This window comes from Pseudothioglobus sp. nBUS_23, from assembly GCF_051201565.1.
GTDB lineage: Bacteria > Pseudomonadota > Gammaproteobacteria > PS1 > Pseudothioglobaceae > Pseudothioglobus.
Genome location: NZ_CP179200.1, coordinates 506,672 through 525,218, shown reverse-complemented (window position 1 = coordinate 525,218; position 18,547 = coordinate 506,672). Strand labels below are relative to the sequence as shown.

Sequence of the window (18,547 nt, the reverse complement as noted above, 5' to 3'; positions counted from 1 at the left end):
TCCTAATAATTAAATTGAATTCATCCTACTAAGAACCTCAAGAAGCTGCTTCATATCATCTGGAAGCTCAATTTTCCAAGTCATGGAATTTCCATTTTCTGGATGTTTTAAGGTTAATTTTTTTGAGTGAAGGGCCTGCCTTTCAAAAGTTTTTAAAGCATCCTTTAAATCCTGTTTTGCTTTTTTTGGAAACCTTAGCCTGCCTCCATAGGTTGGGTCACCAATTAAAGGGTGGCCAATATGAGATAAATGAACCCTTATTTGATGAGTTCTCCCAGTTTCAAGAATAGCTTTTACATGTGTATGATTATCATAACGATTCACAACTCTATAATGAGTTATAGCATCTTTTCCACTTCTGAGAACTGCTTGCTTAACCCTGTCTCGAGGGTGCCTTCCAATTGGTTCATCAACTTTACCGCCGGAAATCATTTGCCCATAAACTATAGCTGAATATTCTCTCTTTACCAAGTGTTGTTGCAGTTGTTCAACAAGATTTTTTTGTGACTTAGAGTTTTTTGCTACTACCATTAAACCTGATGTGTTTTTATCTAACCTATGAACAATTCCAGCTCTGTCAAGTTTAGATAAATTATCATCATAGTCTAATAGCGCATTTGCTAGAGTTCCAGTCCAATTTCCAGCTCCAGGATGAGTAACCATGCCCCATGGCTTATTAATCACAATAATGTCTTCATCTTCAAAAACAATATCTAAAGGAATTTTTTCTGCAGTCCAATTATTATTCTTTTTTTTGTCTATAACAAGACTAACAATTTCATCACCAACAACTTTATCATTTGACTTAAAATTTTTATCATTAATCCGTGCTTTGCCAGATTTAATCTGTAAAGATATTTTTGAGCGCGAAATATTTGGCAACAACCCAGATATTGCAGAGTCAAGTCTTTCCCCTTTGAGTCTTCTAGGAATTATTACTTTAATACTGTTCAATTAGTGCGTCCTTAAATTAATCAAATTACTTTGAAATGTTATCAATACATTTTTTTAATGAATCCTTCCAAGAAGTAGTCTTAATATTAAATTCATTCATTACTTTTTTTTTGCTCATTGAGGAATTTTTTGGTCTTATTGCTTTTGAAGGATATTTTTTTGACAATATGGGATTAATTATGCATTGGTTTCCAGAAATTTTTATCACTTCTCTGGCAAAATCATACCAACTGCAACTACCTTCATTAGAATAGTGAAATATTTCTGATGACTGATCAATCGAATTTATTTTATCGCTCATTATAATTTTCATAATTAATTGACTTAAGTCTCTTGCATATGTTGGGTTTCCAATTTGATCAGTAACAACATTTAAAGTGTCATTTTTTCTTGAAAGTCTTAGAATTGTATCAACAAAATTATTACCGTATTCTGAATACATCCAACTAGTTCTTAAGATAATAGCATTCGTCTTCATAGCCTTTAGAATTGCTTGCTCACCAGCATATTTACTTTTGCCATAGATATTTATAGGAAAAGCATTATCATTTTCATTATAGGGTTCATTTTTACTACCATCAAAGACAAAATCTGAAGAGAGATGGATTAACTTTATTTGATTTTTTTTTGAAATTTCTGCAATTCTTTTCACTGCCAAGTGATTGATTATATAAGCTTGTTTTTTATTGTTTTCTGCTTCATCAACACTTGTATATGCGGCAAAATTGACAATAAAATCAAAGTTTCCAGATTCTATGAAAATTTCAAGCTCAGTTATAGATGATAAATCTAGTTGCTCTCTAGAAGTAAAAACAAAATTATTGGAAATATTTTTTTCATCAGAGAGTTGTTTTAGAGATTTTCCAAGTTGGCTATTTGATCCAGTTACTAAAATATTCATTAACAGCTAAAGCAAAAATTGATTATTTTTCAACGAAGAGTAGCCTTGATCTGCAACTGATAGAATCAACTCTTCTTCAGATATGTGCCAATCGATGTTGATGTCTTTATCATTGAATATCAAGCCTCTTTCATGCTTTTTGGAGTAATACTGATCAACCTTATAGGAAAAAATCGCATCTTCACTCAAAACAACAAAGCCGTGGGCAAATCCTTTTGGTATAAAAACTTGTCTTTTATTCTGATCACTCAGCTCAACTGCAACATATTTACCAAAAGTTGCACTATCTTTTCTAATATCAACAGCAACATCTAAAACTCTTCCTTTACTTACTCTCACTAACTTACTTTGAGTAAATGGAGCTATTTGATAATGTAGGCCCCGTAGAATGCCCATTTGATTTGATTTTGATTCATTATCTTGAATAAAATTTACTTGGTAACCCAGTTTTTTTTCAAGCAAGTCTTGCCTAAATGATTCTATAAAATAGCCTCGCTCATCAAAATGAACTAGGGGTTCTATAACTAAAACTTCTGGAATGGACTGGGCAATAAAGTGCATTTTATTTTTTTTCTTCTAACCTTCTATACAAATATTTCCCATATTGATTGTTACTCATTTGACTAGAAATTATTGATAATTGTTCTTTAGAAATATAACCTTTTTCAAATGCAATTTCTTCTATACAAGCAACCTTCAAGCCTTGTCTTCTCTCAATTGTTTCAATAAAAGTCGAAGCCTCCAAAAGATCTTCATGTGAACCAGTATCTAACCAGGCATAACCTCTTCCAAGTAATGAAACCTTTAAGCGCCCTTCCTTAAGATACATTTCATTAACACTAGTAATCTCTAATTCACCTCTTTTTGATGGCTTGACGGTTATAGCTTTTTTCACTACATCATTTGGATAAAAATATAAACCAGTGACTGCATAATTACTCTTTGGCTCCTTGGGCTTTTCTTCAATACTTATCGCTTTATCATTTTCATCAAACTCCACAACCCCATAGCGAGAAGGATTATTGACATGGTAAGCAAATACAGTTGCTATATTATTTTTTAGGACATTTGATACACCTTGTTCTAAAAAACTAGTTAGTCCCTGTCCATAAAAAATATTGTCTCCCAGAATTAAGGCAACATTATCTGACCCAATAAACTCCTCTCCTAAAATAAATGCCTGAGCTAACCCATCTGGTGCAGGCTGAGCTATATATTCAAAATTCATACCTAAATCAGAACCATTACCAAAAAGACTTTGGAATCTTTGCAAATCCTCTGGAGTCGAAATAATTAAGACATCTTTAATTCCAGCAAGCATCAGAACTGACAATGGGTAATAAATCATTGGTTTATCATATACAGGCAATAATTGCTTAGAAACACTTTTAGTTAAAGGATAAAGTCGAGTTCCTGATCCTCCTGCCAAAATAATTCCCTTCATTTAAATTTCTCCAAGACGAATAAACTTATAATTTCCATTTTGAACGTTACTACACCATTCATTATTATCTAAATACCAAGATATGGTTTTTTCCAAACCTGATTCAAAGTTTTCTTTCGGAATCCACTCAATTTCAGTTTGAATTTTACTAGCATCAATCGCATACCTTAAATCATGTCCAGGTCTATCCTTAACAAAACATATTAAATCACTAAAAGATTTCAATCCATTTAATTTATTTGGAATTTTTGAATCTAAAATAGTACAAATTCTCTTAACTACATCAATATTCTGAATTTCATTATTACCACCAATATTATAGGTTTGACCAGGCTTACCTTTCATTAGAACAGCTACCAGTGCTTGGACATGGTCTTCAACATACAGCCAATCCCTGATTTGCTTTCCATCACCATAAACTGGTAACTTTTCTCCTTTTTGGGCACTAAGAATAATATGGGGAATTAATTTTTCAGGAAATTGGCATGGTCCATAATTATTTGAGCAATTAGTAATTAGAGTTGGGATTTTAAATGTTCTAAACCATGCTCGTACAAGGTGATCTGAACTCGCCTTAGACGCTGAATATGGAGAGCTCGGATTATATGATGTATCTTCAGTAAAAAAATCACTTGTATTCTCCAAATCACCGTAGACTTCATCTGTTGAGACATGAAGAAATCGAAAATTTTCTTTTTTAAGATCTTTAAGCTGCTCCCAATAGCTTTTAGCTGACTCCAAGAGATTGAATGTTCCAATTACATTTGTTTGGATGAACTCAGCAGGACTATCTATTGAGCGATCGACATGCGACTCAGCAGCAAGATGAACTAACATATCTGGCTGATAGTTATTCAGGATTCTATTTAAGTCATTAATATTGCATATATCAGCATTCTCAAAAAAGTAATTTTTATTATTTTTGACTGATTCTAGAGACTGTAAATTTCCAGAATAAGTTAGTTTATCAACGTTTATGACGGTTGAGTGTGTACTATCAATTAAATGTCTAACCATTGCAGAACCTATGAAACCGGCACCCCCAGTGACTAATATTTTCTTATTGATTTTCATATGTAGGTATTAATAATAACCTTATAAATTTATAGCACTTTCTCTACCATCCAGATTTGATAACAAAACAAACCCGCTTAACATCATTTTCTGTCATTTTTGTGTGGAGAGGTAAAACTAGATAGTCTTCTTCAATTTTATCCATATTTGGAAAAATTTTTCCATAAGTGAATTCTTTAAAAATTGAATACCTATCATTTCTAAAATGGACCTGATTGCTTTCAATCCCATGATCTCTTAATTTTTTTTGAAGTGTATATCTATCTTCAACAATAACTGTGAACAACCATGCACCATGCTCTCTGTCATTGAATCCACTCCCAATTATTTTTAACCTTTCACATTTACTTAACTCTTCTTCATAAACTTTGAACAGAGTTTTACGATGATTTGAATGACTATCAAATTCATTAAGTGATGCGATACCCATTGCAGCAGCAATATCAGTCATTTGGTATTTATAGCCAACTTCTGTAATATCATTTTCCCAAATGCCCGCCTGTTTTGACTTCCTATCTATCCCAAACCATCTAATACGCTCTGCTTTATCCAGCAACTCTGTATCTTTAACGATTAACATCCCACCATCACCAGTGGTGATATGTTTTATAGCCTGAAAAGAGAACATTGTAAAATCCGAAATACTTCCAATAACAGCTCCTTTATAACTTGCCCCAACTGCATGAGCAGCATCCTCAATAATTGGCACATTCCATTCATTTGCTATCGTTTGTAACTCATCCATATCACAGGGAAGTCCGCCATAATGAACACAAACAATTGCTTTGATTTTTTCATTCATTAAATCACGTACATGATTAACATCAATGTTCATAGTTTCAGGGTCAATATCTGCAAAATTAATTTTCACCCCCATATAAAGAAAAGGGATGTTTGTTGCGGTACATGTAAAAAGAGGTGCGATAACTTCATCACCAGGTTTCAATCCAGCTAATATATATGACAAGTGTAATGCGTCTGTCCCTGAGCCCACAGCAATAGCTGGCCGATTGGATCCGAATTTTTTACTAAATCTGTCTTCAAATAATTTAACTTTTGGGCCTTGTCCAATCCAGCGAGAGTTTAACGTGTCCACAACATACTGTTTTGCTAGGTCAGATACCTGGGGATAAAACAAAACTATATTGTCAGATTTATCCTCCATAGTAGACATATCTTGCACTGGCTTTTTCATTATCTGGGTCTCTAATATAATCTTGAAAACATCTATAGGCTATATTTTAATACTCTTAAGTTTTTTAATGTTCAATAATAATATTTTCTGGGTTTTGATTTTTGCGATTTATCTCATACATTTGCTGATAAGCGGATTCAATATTTTTGGTAAATTTGGCAGTATCGAATAGAGGTGCAGTTTCAAGATTAGTATTTAATTTTTCTTTAATTTGCTTTAATTGTTTTTTATTTAATGCAAGCTCAATAGCAAGAGACTCATACTCTTTATGGTTATTTGTTATTAATTCATTTAAATGGACTGCATTTAATATGCTCGCTGCCATTCTACTTGGATATGCATTTCCTTTCATAGTTAAAACAGGCAACCCCATTCTGAGAGCATCACTTGCTGTCGTGCCTGCATTATAGGGAGATGTATCTAAAAATAAGTCAGCAACGCGGTATCTCGCTAAATATTCTGGCCTTGGTAAACTTTTTCCAAAAATAAGCCGATTAGAATCTATATTTCTTTTTATTATTTCTGTTGTTAAATTTTTTTGAGAAGACTCGTTATTCACATATATCAATAAAACACTATTCTCAACTCTTTTCAGAATACGAGCCCAACTATCAAAAATAGCTGGTGTTATTTTATATGTGTTATTAAAACAACAAAAAACAAAGCTATTCTCTGGTAGATTAAGTTCTGCTCGGGAAATTTCAATATCTGGGGGCAATTCTTTTGAATCATTTACTTGAAAATTAGGTAAATAGACTATATTTTCGGAATAGTATTTTTGATTTTCCTCTGGAATCATTATTTTATCTGCAATTATATAATCATAATAATCCGCCCCCATTGTTCCAAGATATCCTATGTAACAAATTTGTATTTCAGCAACTGACATCGCAAAAATTTCAGTTCTAGACTTAGCTGTATATCCTCCCAAATCAATTGCAATATCAATTTCATTTAATCTTGCCAACCTAACTATCTCATCATGAGAAGAATTTAATACATCATGAAAGAAGTCAACACCAGCCTTAATTCTTAAATTCATTGGATCTTGTGTATCTGGCCCAAATGAAAATGCGTGAATTTCAAATTTGCTTCTATCATGCAATTCATAAAGTTCAGCAGTTAATGTGGCTACTGGATGCTGCTTAAAATCTGCGGAAAAATAACCTATCTTTATTTTTTTATGTTTTTTATGTTTACTAGTTACAGGAAAAGAATTGTTTTTAGGATAATAAAAACTTGCAAATTGTTCTGACGCTTTTTGTTGAATCTGAGGATCATCAATAAGGCTGAGCAAAGGAAAAGGACCAATGATTTTTTGATTATTTTTTAATCCAAGTTTTAATTCTTCAATTTTAGAGTCCAGACCTTCCCAGATACATAAATTCATTTGAGTATTAATTATATCGCCCAGAAGAAAATCAATCTTCGGATCAATACTGTATGCTTTTTCATAGAAAACTAATGCTTTTTCTTTGTTTTTTTTATCACTAAAAATTGTCCCAAGATTACTTATTGCTTCGGCATAATCTGACTTAATTTCTATTGCTTTTTCATAGTATTTTTTAGCAGCATCAGACATCCTTAAATCTTTGAGAATATTGCCAAAATTATTATATGCCTCTGCATAATTAGGTTTTAGTCTAATTGCTTTTTCACAATATTCAATCGCCTTTGAAGTTTTTCCTAGAGCAATAAGTGAGCTAGCTAGATTATTGTAAGCTTCAGCAAATTCGGGATTAATTTCAATTGCTTTATTGAGACTCTTAATAGCAAGATTTAACTTTCGTTGACGCTTTAGAACTATTCCTTTATTGTAATAAGCTTCAGAAAAATTTGAACTAATTTCTATTGCTTTCTGGTAACTATTCAAAGCATCATCTAGTCTTTCAAGGTCTTTTAAAGTATTTCCAATATTATTATAAATTTCAGCAATATTTGGATTTATTGCTATTGCGCTTTCATAGCTTTTAAGAGCATCATTTAGATCACCTTTCTCTCTTAAAGCATTCCCAAGATTATTATATATTTCTGCAATATTTGGATTAATCAGTATTGCGCTTTTATAGTTAGTAACCGCATCATCAAAATTTTCTAAATCATTATAAGTATTTGCTAAGTTGTAATATGCATCAAGATATTTTGGATTGATTTTTAGAGCATATTTAAAACAATTAATTGCTTTATCCAAGCTACCAAGGGCCTTAAATGTAAGGCCTAAATTCTTATGTGCTTCATAATAATCATCTTTAATATCTATTGCTCTCTGAAACATAATTATCGCCTCATTAAGATGATTTAATGACTTATGACATACACCTAAAATATTATATAAAAGGGGAACATTAGGATACTCCACATTTAGTAAATTAATTGCATCGATTGCTTCAATAAATTTTCCCGAAGAATATAATGACACAACAGAATCAATTTGCTCTTTTGAAAGATTTTTTTTATCCTCGATATTTTTCATTTACTTGCTAACATATATATATTCTGTTTTTAAGTCATTTTGATATCTTGCATAGATCTCTTTTAGGGCAGACTCAAGATTTTTTGTAAATAATTCAGTATCGTATAGTGGAGCAGAAGTTAAATTGATAGATAATTTATCTTTAAGGTCTCTTAATTTTCCTGGGTTTTTAGCCAACTCAATAGCTACTGACTCGTACTCTTCCTGAGAATTTGTTATAAGCTCAGATAAATTTAAAGACCTGATAACACCTGAAGCCTCTTTACTATTAAAAGAATTACCCTCTAAAGTTAAAACAGGCAGCCCCATTCTGAGAGCATCACTTGCTGTCGTGCCCGCATTATAGGGAGATGTATCTAAAAATAAGTCAGCAACGCGGTATCTCGCTAAATATTTTTGTCTAGACAAATTACCACCAAAAAAAAGTCTGCTTGTATCAACATTCCTTTTATCGATTTCTTTAATCAAGTTATTTTGTGATGTTTCATTGTTAACATAAACCATCAGAACACTATTCTCAACTCTTTTAAGAATACGAGCCCAACTATCAAAAATAGCTGGTGTTATTTTATATGTGTTATTAAAACAACAAAAAACAAAGCTATTCTCTGGTAGATTAAGTTCTGCTCGGGAAATTTCAATATCTGGGGGCAATTCTTTTGAATCATTGACTTGATAACTAGGGAGATAAATAATTTTTTCAGAGAAATATTTCTGATTCTGCTCTGGAATCATCCCTTCGCCAGCAATTATATAGTCATAATAATCAGATCCCATTGAACTCAATAAGCCAATATAACTTGCTTGAATTGGAGCAGCTGACATAGAAAATATTTTAGTTCTACAGCCTTCCGTGTAACCTGACAAATCTATTGCAATATCTATTTCAACTGATCTAGACAATAATGCAATTTCTTTATCGGACATTTGGCTTACTTCATGAAAGTAATCAACTCCTTTTTTTATTCGAAGATTCATTGCATCATTTGTATCAGGACCAAATGAAAACGCATGAATTTCAAATTGATTTCTATCATGAAGTTCATAGAGTTCAGCAGTCAAATTAGCGACAGGATGATCTTTAAAATCGGCAGAAAAATACCCAATCTTTATCCTACTATGATTTCTATACTTCTCAAGCTTTGGCAAAATATCACTTGAAGGATATTCAAAATTGGCAAAAATTCTTGAGCTTTTGAACTGAAGTTCTGGATCATCAATTAGGGATAAAAGATCCATTGGTAATATAGCTTTCTCATTGTTATTTATCTTAATTATTAATTCATTCAGCAAATTTTTCAAGTTGCTCCAATCACACATTCGCATCTTAGTTTGTAAAATACTTCCTAAATTAAATTCAATATCAGGTTTGATCTGATGAGCCCTCTCAAAACTTAGTAGAGCCCTCTCAAGATCATTTTGCATTGACAGAATTCGGCCTTGCGTTATGTAACCTTCGACGAAATCTTTCTTAAGAGTCAAACCAATTTTATTGAATTTGTATGCTTCATCTAATTGATTGAGCTTCATTAAAGCAACACTCAAGTTATTATGAGCTTCTGCAAAATTAGGGCTTAACTGTATCGCTTTTTCAAACGATTCAACAGACTCATTTAAAATTTCAAGTTCAGATAGAATATTTCCTAAATTATTTAATGTATCAGCATCATTTGGATTGATGTTGAGTGCATATTGATAAGATTTTACAGCGTCATCTAAGCGGCCAATTTTTTTTAAAACAACACCAAGATTATTATATGCATCAGCATAATTTGGGCGAATCTCTAAAGCTTTTTCATATGAATTAATAGCTTTTTCAATTTGACCTAAGTCTTTATAAACAGTTCCAATATTATTGTGTGTCTCAGCAAATTCTGGGTCAATATCTAATGCATTTTGATATGATTTTTTTGCATCTTCAAGCCTTCCTAAATCAAATAAGGCAATACCTAAATTATTATGAGTTTCTTGATAATTTGGACTAATTTGAATTGCAGTCTGATATGACTCAATAGCTTCCTCTAATCTTCCTAGTTCTCTTAAAACATTGCCAAGGTTATTATGCAGGGTTGGATAATCAGCGTTAATTCTTAAAGCCCTCTCATATGCTTCTTTTGCATCCTCAAATTTCCCAAGGTCTCTTAAAGCATTACCCAAATTATTTAAAGCTTGAGCATAATTTGGATTGATTTTTAAAGCTTTATTGTATGATTCAACCGCCTCATTAACTTGGCCAATGTCCTTTAATGCAACGCCAAGGTTATTGTGAGCTTCTGCAAAGTCTGGTTTCATATCTAGAACTTTTTCAAAATGATCTATAGAGTCTAAATCTCCTAATTTTTGAAGGACAATCGCAAGTGAATAGCGTGCCTCAATGTAGTCTTGATTAATGGTTAAAGCTTTTTCAAAACTTTTGGCAGCTTCATCTAGATTACCAAGATCTCTAAAAACATTGCCAAGATTGTTGTGGGCTTCTGCATAGTCTGGCTCAATACTGAGAGCGCTTTCGTATGAATGAACTGATTTATCTAAATTTCCAATTTCATGCAAAATGCCGCCCAAATTATAATGGGCTTTAGCATAATCTGGCTTTAAAGTGATTGCAGTTTTATACGATTTCACTGAATTATCAGACTGCCCTAAAGCAGCATAACAGGCACCCTGAATATTAAATAACAAAGACTCTTCGGGATAGTCTTTGATTAAAATTGCAATAGTCTCTAGACATTTTTCTAAATCCCCATTAGAAAAAAGATTAATGATAGAGTCAATTTCAATTTTGGATGGTTTAGATGATGGAACATTTAAATGCTTCATAAATTAATCAATATAAATATGATCTGGATCAAGTTTTTTTTGAGACCTATCGATCATCTTTTCAAAAGCAGATTCAATATTTTTAGTAAATATTCCAGCATTAAATAAGTTGGATGTGGATAAATTTAAATTTAATTTAGACTTAATGGCATGAATCATCTCAGGTTTTTTTGCAAGTTCAATTGCAAGAGATATATATTCATCTTCTGAATTAACAACTAACTCATTTAATTGCAGAGCATTATTTAAACTTGTTGCCACCCTACTTGCAAAAGAAGAGCCCTCATAAGTCAAAACTGGAAGCCCCATTTGGAGAGCATCACTAGCTGTTGAGTGAGCATTATATGGGTGAGTATCTAAAAACAAATCTGCTAATTTGATTCTGTTAAGGTGGTCTCCCCTTAAATCCAAACGAGGTGCAAAGATCAGACGGTTTGGATCAATATCTTTTTTTTCTGCTTCCTTTTTAAGGTTGTTTAACGCAGATCTATCTCCACTTGGGAGCCATAAAACACTTTTATCAACGCTCAATAAGATCTTCATCCAGCTAGAAAAAACATTTTCAGTAAATTTATGATGAGAATTAAAACAGCAAAATATAAAACTATCTGATGGTAATCCAGCCTCGGCCTTATTGAATATTTTTTCAGATTTTGCCACTTTTGTATCATTAACCATAAAGCAATCAGGCAAATAAACAATTTTTTCCGAATAGTTAATCTTCTGATCTTCACTAATTATGGTTCTGTCAGCAACTATATAATCCATATATTTAGCGCCCATTGTGCATGAATACCCAAGATAATTTACCTGAATAGGGGCTGCTCTTAAAGCAAAAATTCCTGTTCTCGCTCCAGCAGTATAACCTCCCAAATCAACTGCTATATCGATCTTTAAAGATCTTGAAAGCATGGCAATTTCTTTATCCGACATTTCGCTTACTTCATGAAAGTAATCAACTCCTTTTTTTATTCGAAGGTTCATTGCATCATTTGTATCAGGACCAAATGAAAACGCATGAATTTCAAATTGATTTCTATCATGAAGTTCATAGAGTTCAGCAGTCAAATTAGCGACAGGGTGCTCTTTGAAATCTGCAGAAAAATAACCAACACGAGTTTTTGAAGAAATTGGATATATTTGAATTTGAGGAAGAAGGTGGCTTTCTGGGAAGTAAAACTCTGAATATATTTCTGCAGCTTTATGTTGAAGCGTTGGATCATCAATCAATGCACTTAAAAGCATAGGTCTTATTAATTTTTCACTGTTATTTAGCTTCCTTGGCAAATCACTAACTAAATCTTCAATTCCATCCCAGTCACAAAGATCCATTTTCATATTTAAAATTGAACTTAAGTTAAAATCAATTTTTGGATTAATTGTGTTTGCCTTTTCAAAACTAATTAATGCTTCTTCCTGCTGATCAATTTCAGAAAATAATCGACCTTGAAAAACATACCCTTCAGCAAAATTTGGATTTAATGATAATGCCTTCTGATTTAACTTAAATGCATCATCAATTCTTCCTTGCGTCAACAAAGTAATCCCAAGGTTATTATAGGCATCTTCGAAATCAGGATTAATTTCGATCGCTTTATTAAAGCTTTTAATTGCCTCATCATAATTTCCAATTTCTGACCAAGCATTTCCTAAGTTATTATGAGTTTCAAAATTTTGATTGTCAATCACTAAAGCCGTTTGATAATAATCAACCGCCTTATCAAATTCACCTATTTTTTTATAAGCAGCGCCTAAATTATTATGTGCATTATCAAAATTTGGGTTAATAATTATTGCTTTTTTATAAGCTCTAATTGCAGAATCTAAATCACCAAGCGTAAAAAAAACTACTCCTAAATTATTAAACGAATCAGGATTATCTTCATTAAGAGATATTGCAGTCTGATATGACTCAATAGCTTCCTCTAATCTTCCTAGTTCTCTTAAAACATTGCCAAGGTTATTATGCAGGGTTGGATAATCAGCGTTAATTCTTAAAGCCCTCTCATATGCTTCTTTTGCATCCTCAAATTTCCCAAGGTCTCTTAAAGCATTACCCAAATTATTTAAAGCTTGAGCATAATTTGGATTGATTTTTAAAGCTTTATTGTATGATTCAACCGCCTCATTAACTTGGCCAATGTCCTTTAATGCAACGCCAAGGTTATTGTGAGCTTCTGCAAAGTCTGGTTTCATATCTAGAACTTTTTCAAAATGATCTATAGAGTCTAAATCTCCTAATTTTTGAAGGACAATCGCAAGTGAATAGCGTGCCTCAATGTAGTCTTGATTAATGGTTAAAGCTTTTTCAAAACTTTTGGCAGCTTCATCTAGATTACCAAGATCTCTAAAAACATTGCCAAGATTGTTGTGGGCTTCTGCATAGTCTGGCTCAATACTGAGAGCGCTTTCGTATGAATGAACTGATTTATCTAAATTTCCAATTTCATGCAAAATGCCGCCCAAATTATAATGGGCTTTAGCATAATCTGGCTTTAAAGTGATTGCAGTTTTATACGATTTCACTGAATTATCAGACTGCCCTAAAGCAGCATAACAGGCACCCTGAATATTAAATAACAAAGACTCTTCGGGATAGTCTTTGATTAAAATTGCAATAGTCTCTAGACATTTTTCTAAATCCCCATTAGAAAAAAGATTAATGATAGAGTCAATTTCAATTTTGGATGGTTTTATCTTATTCATATTATTTTTTGTAATAATCTAATACAGTAATCAGATCCTCTAGGTGGTTTTCATATTTTTTCCAAACTTCTGAACTACCCTGATACATTTTCTGTCTTACTTGAAGAGCACTAGTTGTTTTAACAGCCCCTTTGTTTTTATAAAAGTTCAAACAATTTTCATCCCAATCTAGCCCACAGTAATCAATAAGCTTCCGAGTTTCTTGCTCTTGATTGAGAGTAAGATCTTCATATGAAATATTATAAATTTTTGTTGGAAATTTTTTGTCCCAATACCTCATAAGGTCCTCATATAATTTATAGTACTTCCCTAAATCTTTTTGATTATAAGAGTATAGGTTGCCATTAAAGTAATACTTATAAATTGACCAACAAGTAGCCATACTATCTCTTTTCATGTGAATAATCTTTGCTTCTGGAAAAGCTGCAAGAATAAACCCAATATGCCGAAAATTTAAAGGCATTTTGTCAATAAAAATATTATTATTTATCTTTAATGAAGAAATATACTGTAAATAGTTGTTTCTTATCAAAAGCAACTCCTCATTAGAAATAACATCATCAGAATCATGTTGTCTAAAAAACTGGTTAATTATTTTTGACAAAATAGTTAACTCTCCTAAACCACTTACTTTTTGATGACTATCGATAATTTGATGAACTAGAGACGTTCCAGATCGAGGCATGCCAACAATGAAAATGGGTCTCTTATCTTTTGATTTAGTTTTTAACTTTTCAAGGCTAACTGGACTTGAATTAAACAAAGCTTTAACTAATGCAAACCTATTTTTATCTATTGAAAAAGAATAATTTGCCTCTTGTTTTCTCAGTTTGTTTGCTTCGTTTAAGAATTTGAATTGTTTTTCATGATTTCCAAGCTTATCATAGGCGTGAGCTAGAGCAAAATTTAAACCTATTTGATCCGTTAATTCTAAGTTATTTATTTTCAGCAATGACTCCATTTTCTTGATGTGAGGATCCCCATTGGAATAGTCTTTAACCTGACTTAAATTGAAATTTGCCTCTCCCCAATTTGGCCTTAATTGAACTGATTTTTCAATATATTTTAGGTAGGCATTTTTATTGCCTATATCTTTATGAGCAGATGCAAGATTATAGTATGCTGATGAATAATTTGGATTATGCGTGATAGCTTTTTTAAAGCTTTCTATTGCTTCACTTACTTTTCCAATGTCATTAAGGACATTTCCAAGATTATTGTGAGCTTCTGAAAAATCGTGTTTGTAGGCGATAGCCCACTCTAATAAATCAATTGCTTCATCATACTCCCCAAGTTCGTGTAAAGCTCTTCCAAGATTATTAAGTGCATCGGGATATTTATGATTAATTGCTATTGCATTCCTATAAGATTGAATTGACTCATTATCTTTGTTTAATATCTTTAGTACTGCTCCAAGATTGAAGTGTGCTTCAGCATAATGTGGCTTAATGTTTATTGCATTTTCAAACATCTTTGCTGAACCCTCAAGGTGTCCTAATTCTTTGTAACATGCCCCAATTAAATTAAATAATATAGGTACATTTGGAAATTTGTTATTTAATTCTTTAATTTTTTCAACTGCCTCCTTAAATTGGCCAGTTGAATATAAATCCATAACCAAATTAATTTCACTTTTTGAGATTTTTGGTTGTAGATTATTCATAAGCAAGATAGATTTTTTTATGATTCATTCTGAAAATTTGGATGAATAAATTGAACAAAAATTGTTTAAACAAAACAAATGAATTTTAATAATCACTAAATTTTTAATTTTAAACTAGGTTTTTTTTGTAAGCCTCTCTTTTTATAAATTAAAGTGAGTATGATCATAAAATTAGATAAATTGTTAAGACTGAAAAAAAGTTGAATATAATGAGATAAACAAGTTTTTAAAAAACTTTTACTTATCATTAACCTAGAAATAATATCAAATGTCCCTGAAAATACAAAGAATTTTATCTAGTGCAAAAAAAAATACTAAAAAGGGTGATTTAAAGAAAGCTGGAGACTTATATAGATCAGTTTTATCTATTATTCCTGATAATCAAGAAGCAAAAAAAGGGCTACTTTTACTTGAAGAAAGTAAGAGCAAGAGTCCCTCAAAGAAAGAGTTAGACAATGCAATGCGTCTCTACTCTTCAGGCCTAGTAAAGGAATCTTTAGATTCAATAAATCTTCTCATTGAATTACATCCTCATCAGCCACTATTATTTAATTTTGCTGGCGCTTGTTACAGTCAAATTGGTCCAGTTGATAATGCAATTAGTTGTTTTGAAAAAGCTATCACGTTGAAATCTGATTATGCTGAGGCTTATTATAATTTAGGCGTTGCACTCCAAAAGGTTAAGCAAACTGATAAAGCTTTAAAAAACTATCAAAAAGCAACTTCAATTAAACATGCATATCCTCAGGCACATAATAATGCTGGATTAATTGAAATGAATAATGGAGACTATGAGTCCGCTATAAAAAGTCTTGAATGGGCTGTTGCCTACAATCCAAATTATGCTGAAGCATTCAATAATCTTGGAGCTACGTATCAGGAAATAATGAATTATGATGATGCATTGAAGCAATTTAAGAAAGCGACAGTTATTGATCCAAAATATGCACTTGCTCATAACAACTTAGGTATTTTGTTTCAAATGTTAGGCTTTCAAGAGAACGCATTAGAAAGCTATTCTAAGGCTATTGAAATCAATTCTAATTATGCTGAAGCGCATAAAAACATTAGTTCAATAAAAAAATATGATGAAAGAGACTCACAAGTTAAAATCATGGAAAAACTGTATTCGATTGACTCAACAAATAATTCAGACAAAATCCAATTATGCTTCGCACTTGCAAAAGTCAATCAAGATTTAAATAAAGAAAAAGATTTTTTTAAATATTTAAATGAAGGAAACAACCTCCAAAAAAAAGAGCTGGGTTTCTCTTTTGAGTCTTATAAAAAAATACAATCTAATATTATTGATATTGCAAAAGCCTCACCATCTATTGCAAAAAATATTTTGGACAAAAAAAACTCAATCAAAAAACCTCTTTTTATTGTTGGAATGCCAAGATCAGGATCTTCGCTAGTTGAGCAAATCTTATCAAGTCACTCAGAGGTCTTTGGAGCTGGTGAGATGAATAATTTTAAAAATGCTTCAAACCCTTTTATAGAAAAAATTCTACAAAGTAGTTCAGAGAATCTTACTGATAAAAATATTCTTTCCATCGGAACAGAGTATTTGAACTCGCTTGATAAATACAGTATTTCGGAAAAATTTTTTACAGACAAAATGCCATTAAATTTTGAATACATTGGCCTAATTTTAAAGGCTTTTCCTGAGGCAAAAATAATCCATGTTACGAGAGATGCTAGAGCTATTTGTTGGTCAATATATAAGCATTACTTCAGCGTTACAGGAAATAGCTGGGGTTATGACATGAATGATTTGGTTAATTTTTACAGCTTATATGTCAAAACAATGGATACTTGGAATGAACTTTTTCCAAATAAAATTTATGAAATTAACTATGAAAAACTCATTAATGAACAAAAAAGTGAAACTAAAGATCTATTGAATTTTTGTGATTTAAAATGGGATGATAATTGCCTAGAATTTCACAAGAATACTCGTGCAGTAAAAACTGCAAGTCATTCACAAGTTAGAAAGAAAATTTATAAAGGGAGCTCTGAGGCATGGAAGAAATATGAGGCTTACCTAAAACCACTTATTGATGGACTTAGTGATTACTAATTAATAGATCAAAAAAATTTAAATATTTTATAATTTAAAATTTTTATCTTTTAACTTTTAAAAAACATATGAGATTTGATTTTGTACCCTTCTTCAACCCCGGTGAAAATATCCCATGGGAACGAGTGGTTAAAATGATGCGTGAGCAAACTCAAATTGCAGAACAAGGTGACTTTACAACTGTTTGGCTTACAGAACATCACTTTGCTCATAATGGATATCTGAATGCTCCCCCCAACCCCATAATGATGTCTCTTGATTTGGCATCTCATTCAAAAAAAATTCGTGTTGGTCAGGCTCCTATTGTTTTGCCAGATTGGCACCCTCTTAGAGTTGCTGAGGATATCGCGCTTTTAGACAATATGACAGAAGGTAGAGTTGATTTTGGAGTAGCTAAAGGTATTAATGAGAGAGTTACACTCCAATTCAATAAAGAGGCGGATCGCCGTGATAATGAAAAAAGTTATAGACTTTTTATGGAGTCGCTTGAAGTTATTTTAAAGGCATGGACTGAGGATCCTTTTACTCATAAAGGAGAATTTTATGAATTCCCAGTTCCAGGCTGGAAAGAAACAAATCGTTTTTTGATGCCTCTAGAAAAAGAGTACCACTCTGAAGATGGTGAATATAAAGGGATGTACATACATCCAAGACCTTATCAAAATCCTCATCCTCCAGTATGGCTGATGTCAAACTCGCCACATACTTATAAATTGGCATCTGAGAGAGGTTTTAAGGTGATAGGCATGTCAAGCCCTCCGGGAAAACTCGTTAGCTGCTGGGATGCATATGCAGATGCAGAGTCACATGATGGAACTATCCATCAAAGAGGGGACGGTGTGGGAGTATGCACAGTAATCTATGTAGCTGAAACCATGGAGCAAGCTGATAAAGATGTTAGACATTCAATCAATGGTTACTATGAGTATCTGAGTGGCTCGAGACCAGAAGGGAGCTGGACCCGCAAAGCTTACCTTGATGATGATGCAAATCCGACTGATGATGACCTTAATGGTGAGTGGTTTGATTTTCTAATGAAGTATGAACTCATCTGGGTAGGTGATGCTGACTATGTTGCAGAGAAAATTCAAAAATATAATGAGTCGATTGGTCTTAAGCATATCATGCTGCTTCAACAGTTCCCTGGATTTGACTATCAAAATATTCTCAAAAGTATGACTTTGTTTTCTGAGCGTGTTATGCCGAGATTTAGCCCTGATGGTGTATAAAAATTTGG

At 32.2% G+C, this 18,547-nt stretch carries 12 protein-coding genes; 2 read left to right on the top strand and 10 right to left on the bottom strand.

All coding sequences use genetic code 11. The annotated features are described in order from the left end of the window. Positions 1-9 precede the first annotated feature (9 nt). The 10 genes from rluD to ACMAZA_RS02580 all read right to left on the bottom strand — a co-directional run bounded on the left by rluD (position 10) and on the right by ACMAZA_RS02580 (position 15,227). Complete coding sequence (gene rluD, locus ACMAZA_RS02625) at positions 10-954, bottom strand: 23S rRNA pseudouridine(1911/1915/1917) synthase RluD (RefSeq protein ID WP_435189776.1); 945 nt, start codon at positions 952-954, stop codon at positions 10-12. Positions 955-979: 25 nt separating this feature from the next. Next, positions 980-1,855 carry a dTDP-4-dehydrorhamnose reductase gene (gene rfbD, locus ACMAZA_RS02620; RefSeq protein WP_435189774.1) on the bottom strand — a complete coding sequence of 292 codons (876 nt, stop codon included), beginning with the start codon at positions 1,853-1,855 and terminating at the stop codon, positions 980-982. A 6-nt stretch (positions 1,856-1,861) separates the two neighbouring features. Further along, the gene (gene rfbC / locus ACMAZA_RS02615; RefSeq protein WP_435189772.1) at positions 1,862-2,416 is read right to left on the bottom strand and encodes a dTDP-4-dehydrorhamnose 3,5-epimerase; all 555 of its coding nucleotides are present in this window, start codon (positions 2,414-2,416) and stop codon (positions 1,862-1,864) included. Position 2,417: 1 nt separating this feature from the next. Then, entirely contained in the window at positions 2,418-3,299 is an 882-nt protein-coding gene (gene rfbA, locus ACMAZA_RS02610; protein ID WP_435189770.1) for a glucose-1-phosphate thymidylyltransferase RfbA, read from the bottom strand. After that, positions 3,300-4,373: a dTDP-glucose 4,6-dehydratase gene (rfbB, locus tag ACMAZA_RS02605; protein WP_435189768.1), complete on the bottom strand. Its 1,074-nt coding sequence runs from the start codon at positions 4,371-4,373 to the stop codon at positions 3,300-3,302. Positions 4,374-4,416: 43 nt separating this feature from the next. Next, the gene (locus tag ACMAZA_RS02600) at positions 4,417-5,568 is read right to left on the bottom strand and encodes a DegT/DnrJ/EryC1/StrS family aminotransferase (protein ID WP_435189767.1); all 1,152 of its coding nucleotides are present in this window, start codon (positions 5,566-5,568) and stop codon (positions 4,417-4,419) included. A gap of 64 nt (positions 5,569-5,632) precedes the next feature. Continuing rightward, the gene (locus ACMAZA_RS02595; RefSeq protein ID WP_435189765.1) at positions 5,633-8,041 is read right to left on the bottom strand and encodes a tetratricopeptide repeat protein; all 2,409 of its coding nucleotides are present in this window, start codon (positions 8,039-8,041) and stop codon (positions 5,633-5,635) included. Next, positions 8,042-10,858 (bottom strand): tetratricopeptide repeat protein, encoded by a 2,817-nt coding sequence (locus ACMAZA_RS02590; protein WP_435189764.1) that lies wholly within the window; start codon positions 10,856-10,858, stop codon positions 8,042-8,044. Positions 10,859-10,861: 3 nt separating this feature from the next. Next, complete coding sequence (locus ACMAZA_RS02585) at positions 10,862-13,564, bottom strand: tetratricopeptide repeat protein (protein WP_435189763.1); 2,703 nt, start codon at positions 13,562-13,564, stop codon at positions 10,862-10,864. Between the two features lies 1 nt (position 13,565). Further along, a complete protein-coding gene (locus ACMAZA_RS02580; RefSeq protein WP_435189761.1) occupies positions 13,566-15,227 on the bottom strand; it encodes a tetratricopeptide repeat-containing sulfotransferase family protein in 1,662 nt (553 codons plus the stop codon). Positions 15,228-15,495: 268 nt separating this feature from the next. On the opposite strand from ACMAZA_RS02580, the gene ACMAZA_RS02575 reads away from it, so the two are divergent. Further along, on the top strand, positions 15,496-17,310 hold the full coding sequence (locus ACMAZA_RS02575) for a sulfotransferase (protein ID WP_435189759.1): 1,815 nt from the start codon (positions 15,496-15,498) through the stop codon (positions 17,308-17,310). 68 nt (positions 17,311-17,378) lie between these two features. Then, complete coding sequence (locus tag ACMAZA_RS02570; RefSeq protein ID WP_435189758.1) at positions 17,379-18,539, top strand: LLM class flavin-dependent oxidoreductase; 1,161 nt, start codon at positions 17,379-17,381, stop codon at positions 18,537-18,539. Positions 18,540-18,547: the final 8 nt, after the last annotated feature.

What these genes read in the sequence shown, in the direction of transcription:
- rfbC (WP_435189772.1), bottom strand. Translation starts at nt 2,416, where the DNA reads ATGCACTTTATTGCCCAGTCCATTCCAGAAGTTTTAGTTATAGAACCC.
- ACMAZA_RS02585 (WP_435189763.1), bottom strand. Translation starts at nt 13,564, where the DNA reads ATGAATAAGATAAAACCATCCAAAATTGAAATTGACTCTATCATTAAT.
- ACMAZA_RS02580 (WP_435189761.1), bottom strand. Translation starts at nt 15,227, where the DNA reads ATGAATAATCTACAACCAAAAATCTCAAAAAGTGAAATTAATTTGGTT.
- ACMAZA_RS02590 (WP_435189764.1), bottom strand. Translation starts at nt 10,858, where the DNA reads ATGAAGCATTTAAATGTTCCATCATCTAAACCATCCAAAATTGAAATT.
- rfbD (WP_435189774.1), bottom strand. Translation starts at nt 1,855, where the DNA reads ATGAATATTTTAGTAACTGGATCAAATAGCCAACTTGGAAAATCTCTA.
- rfbB (WP_435189768.1), bottom strand. Translation starts at nt 4,373, where the DNA reads ATGAAAATCAATAAGAAAATATTAGTCACTGGGGGTGCCGGTTTCATA.
- ACMAZA_RS02600 (WP_435189767.1), bottom strand. Translation starts at nt 5,568, where the DNA reads ATGAAAAAGCCAGTGCAAGATATGTCTACTATGGAGGATAAATCTGAC.
- rfbA (WP_435189770.1), bottom strand. Translation starts at nt 3,299, where the DNA reads ATGAAGGGAATTATTTTGGCAGGAGGATCAGGAACTCGACTTTATCCT.
- ACMAZA_RS02575 (WP_435189759.1), top strand. Translation starts at nt 15,496, where the DNA reads ATGTCCCTGAAAATACAAAGAATTTTATCTAGTGCAAAAAAAAATACT.
- ACMAZA_RS02570 (WP_435189758.1), top strand. Translation starts at nt 17,379, where the DNA reads ATGAGATTTGATTTTGTACCCTTCTTCAACCCCGGTGAAAATATCCCA.
- ACMAZA_RS02595 (WP_435189765.1), bottom strand. Translation starts at nt 8,041, where the DNA reads ATGAAAAATATCGAGGATAAAAAAAATCTTTCAAAAGAGCAAATTGAT.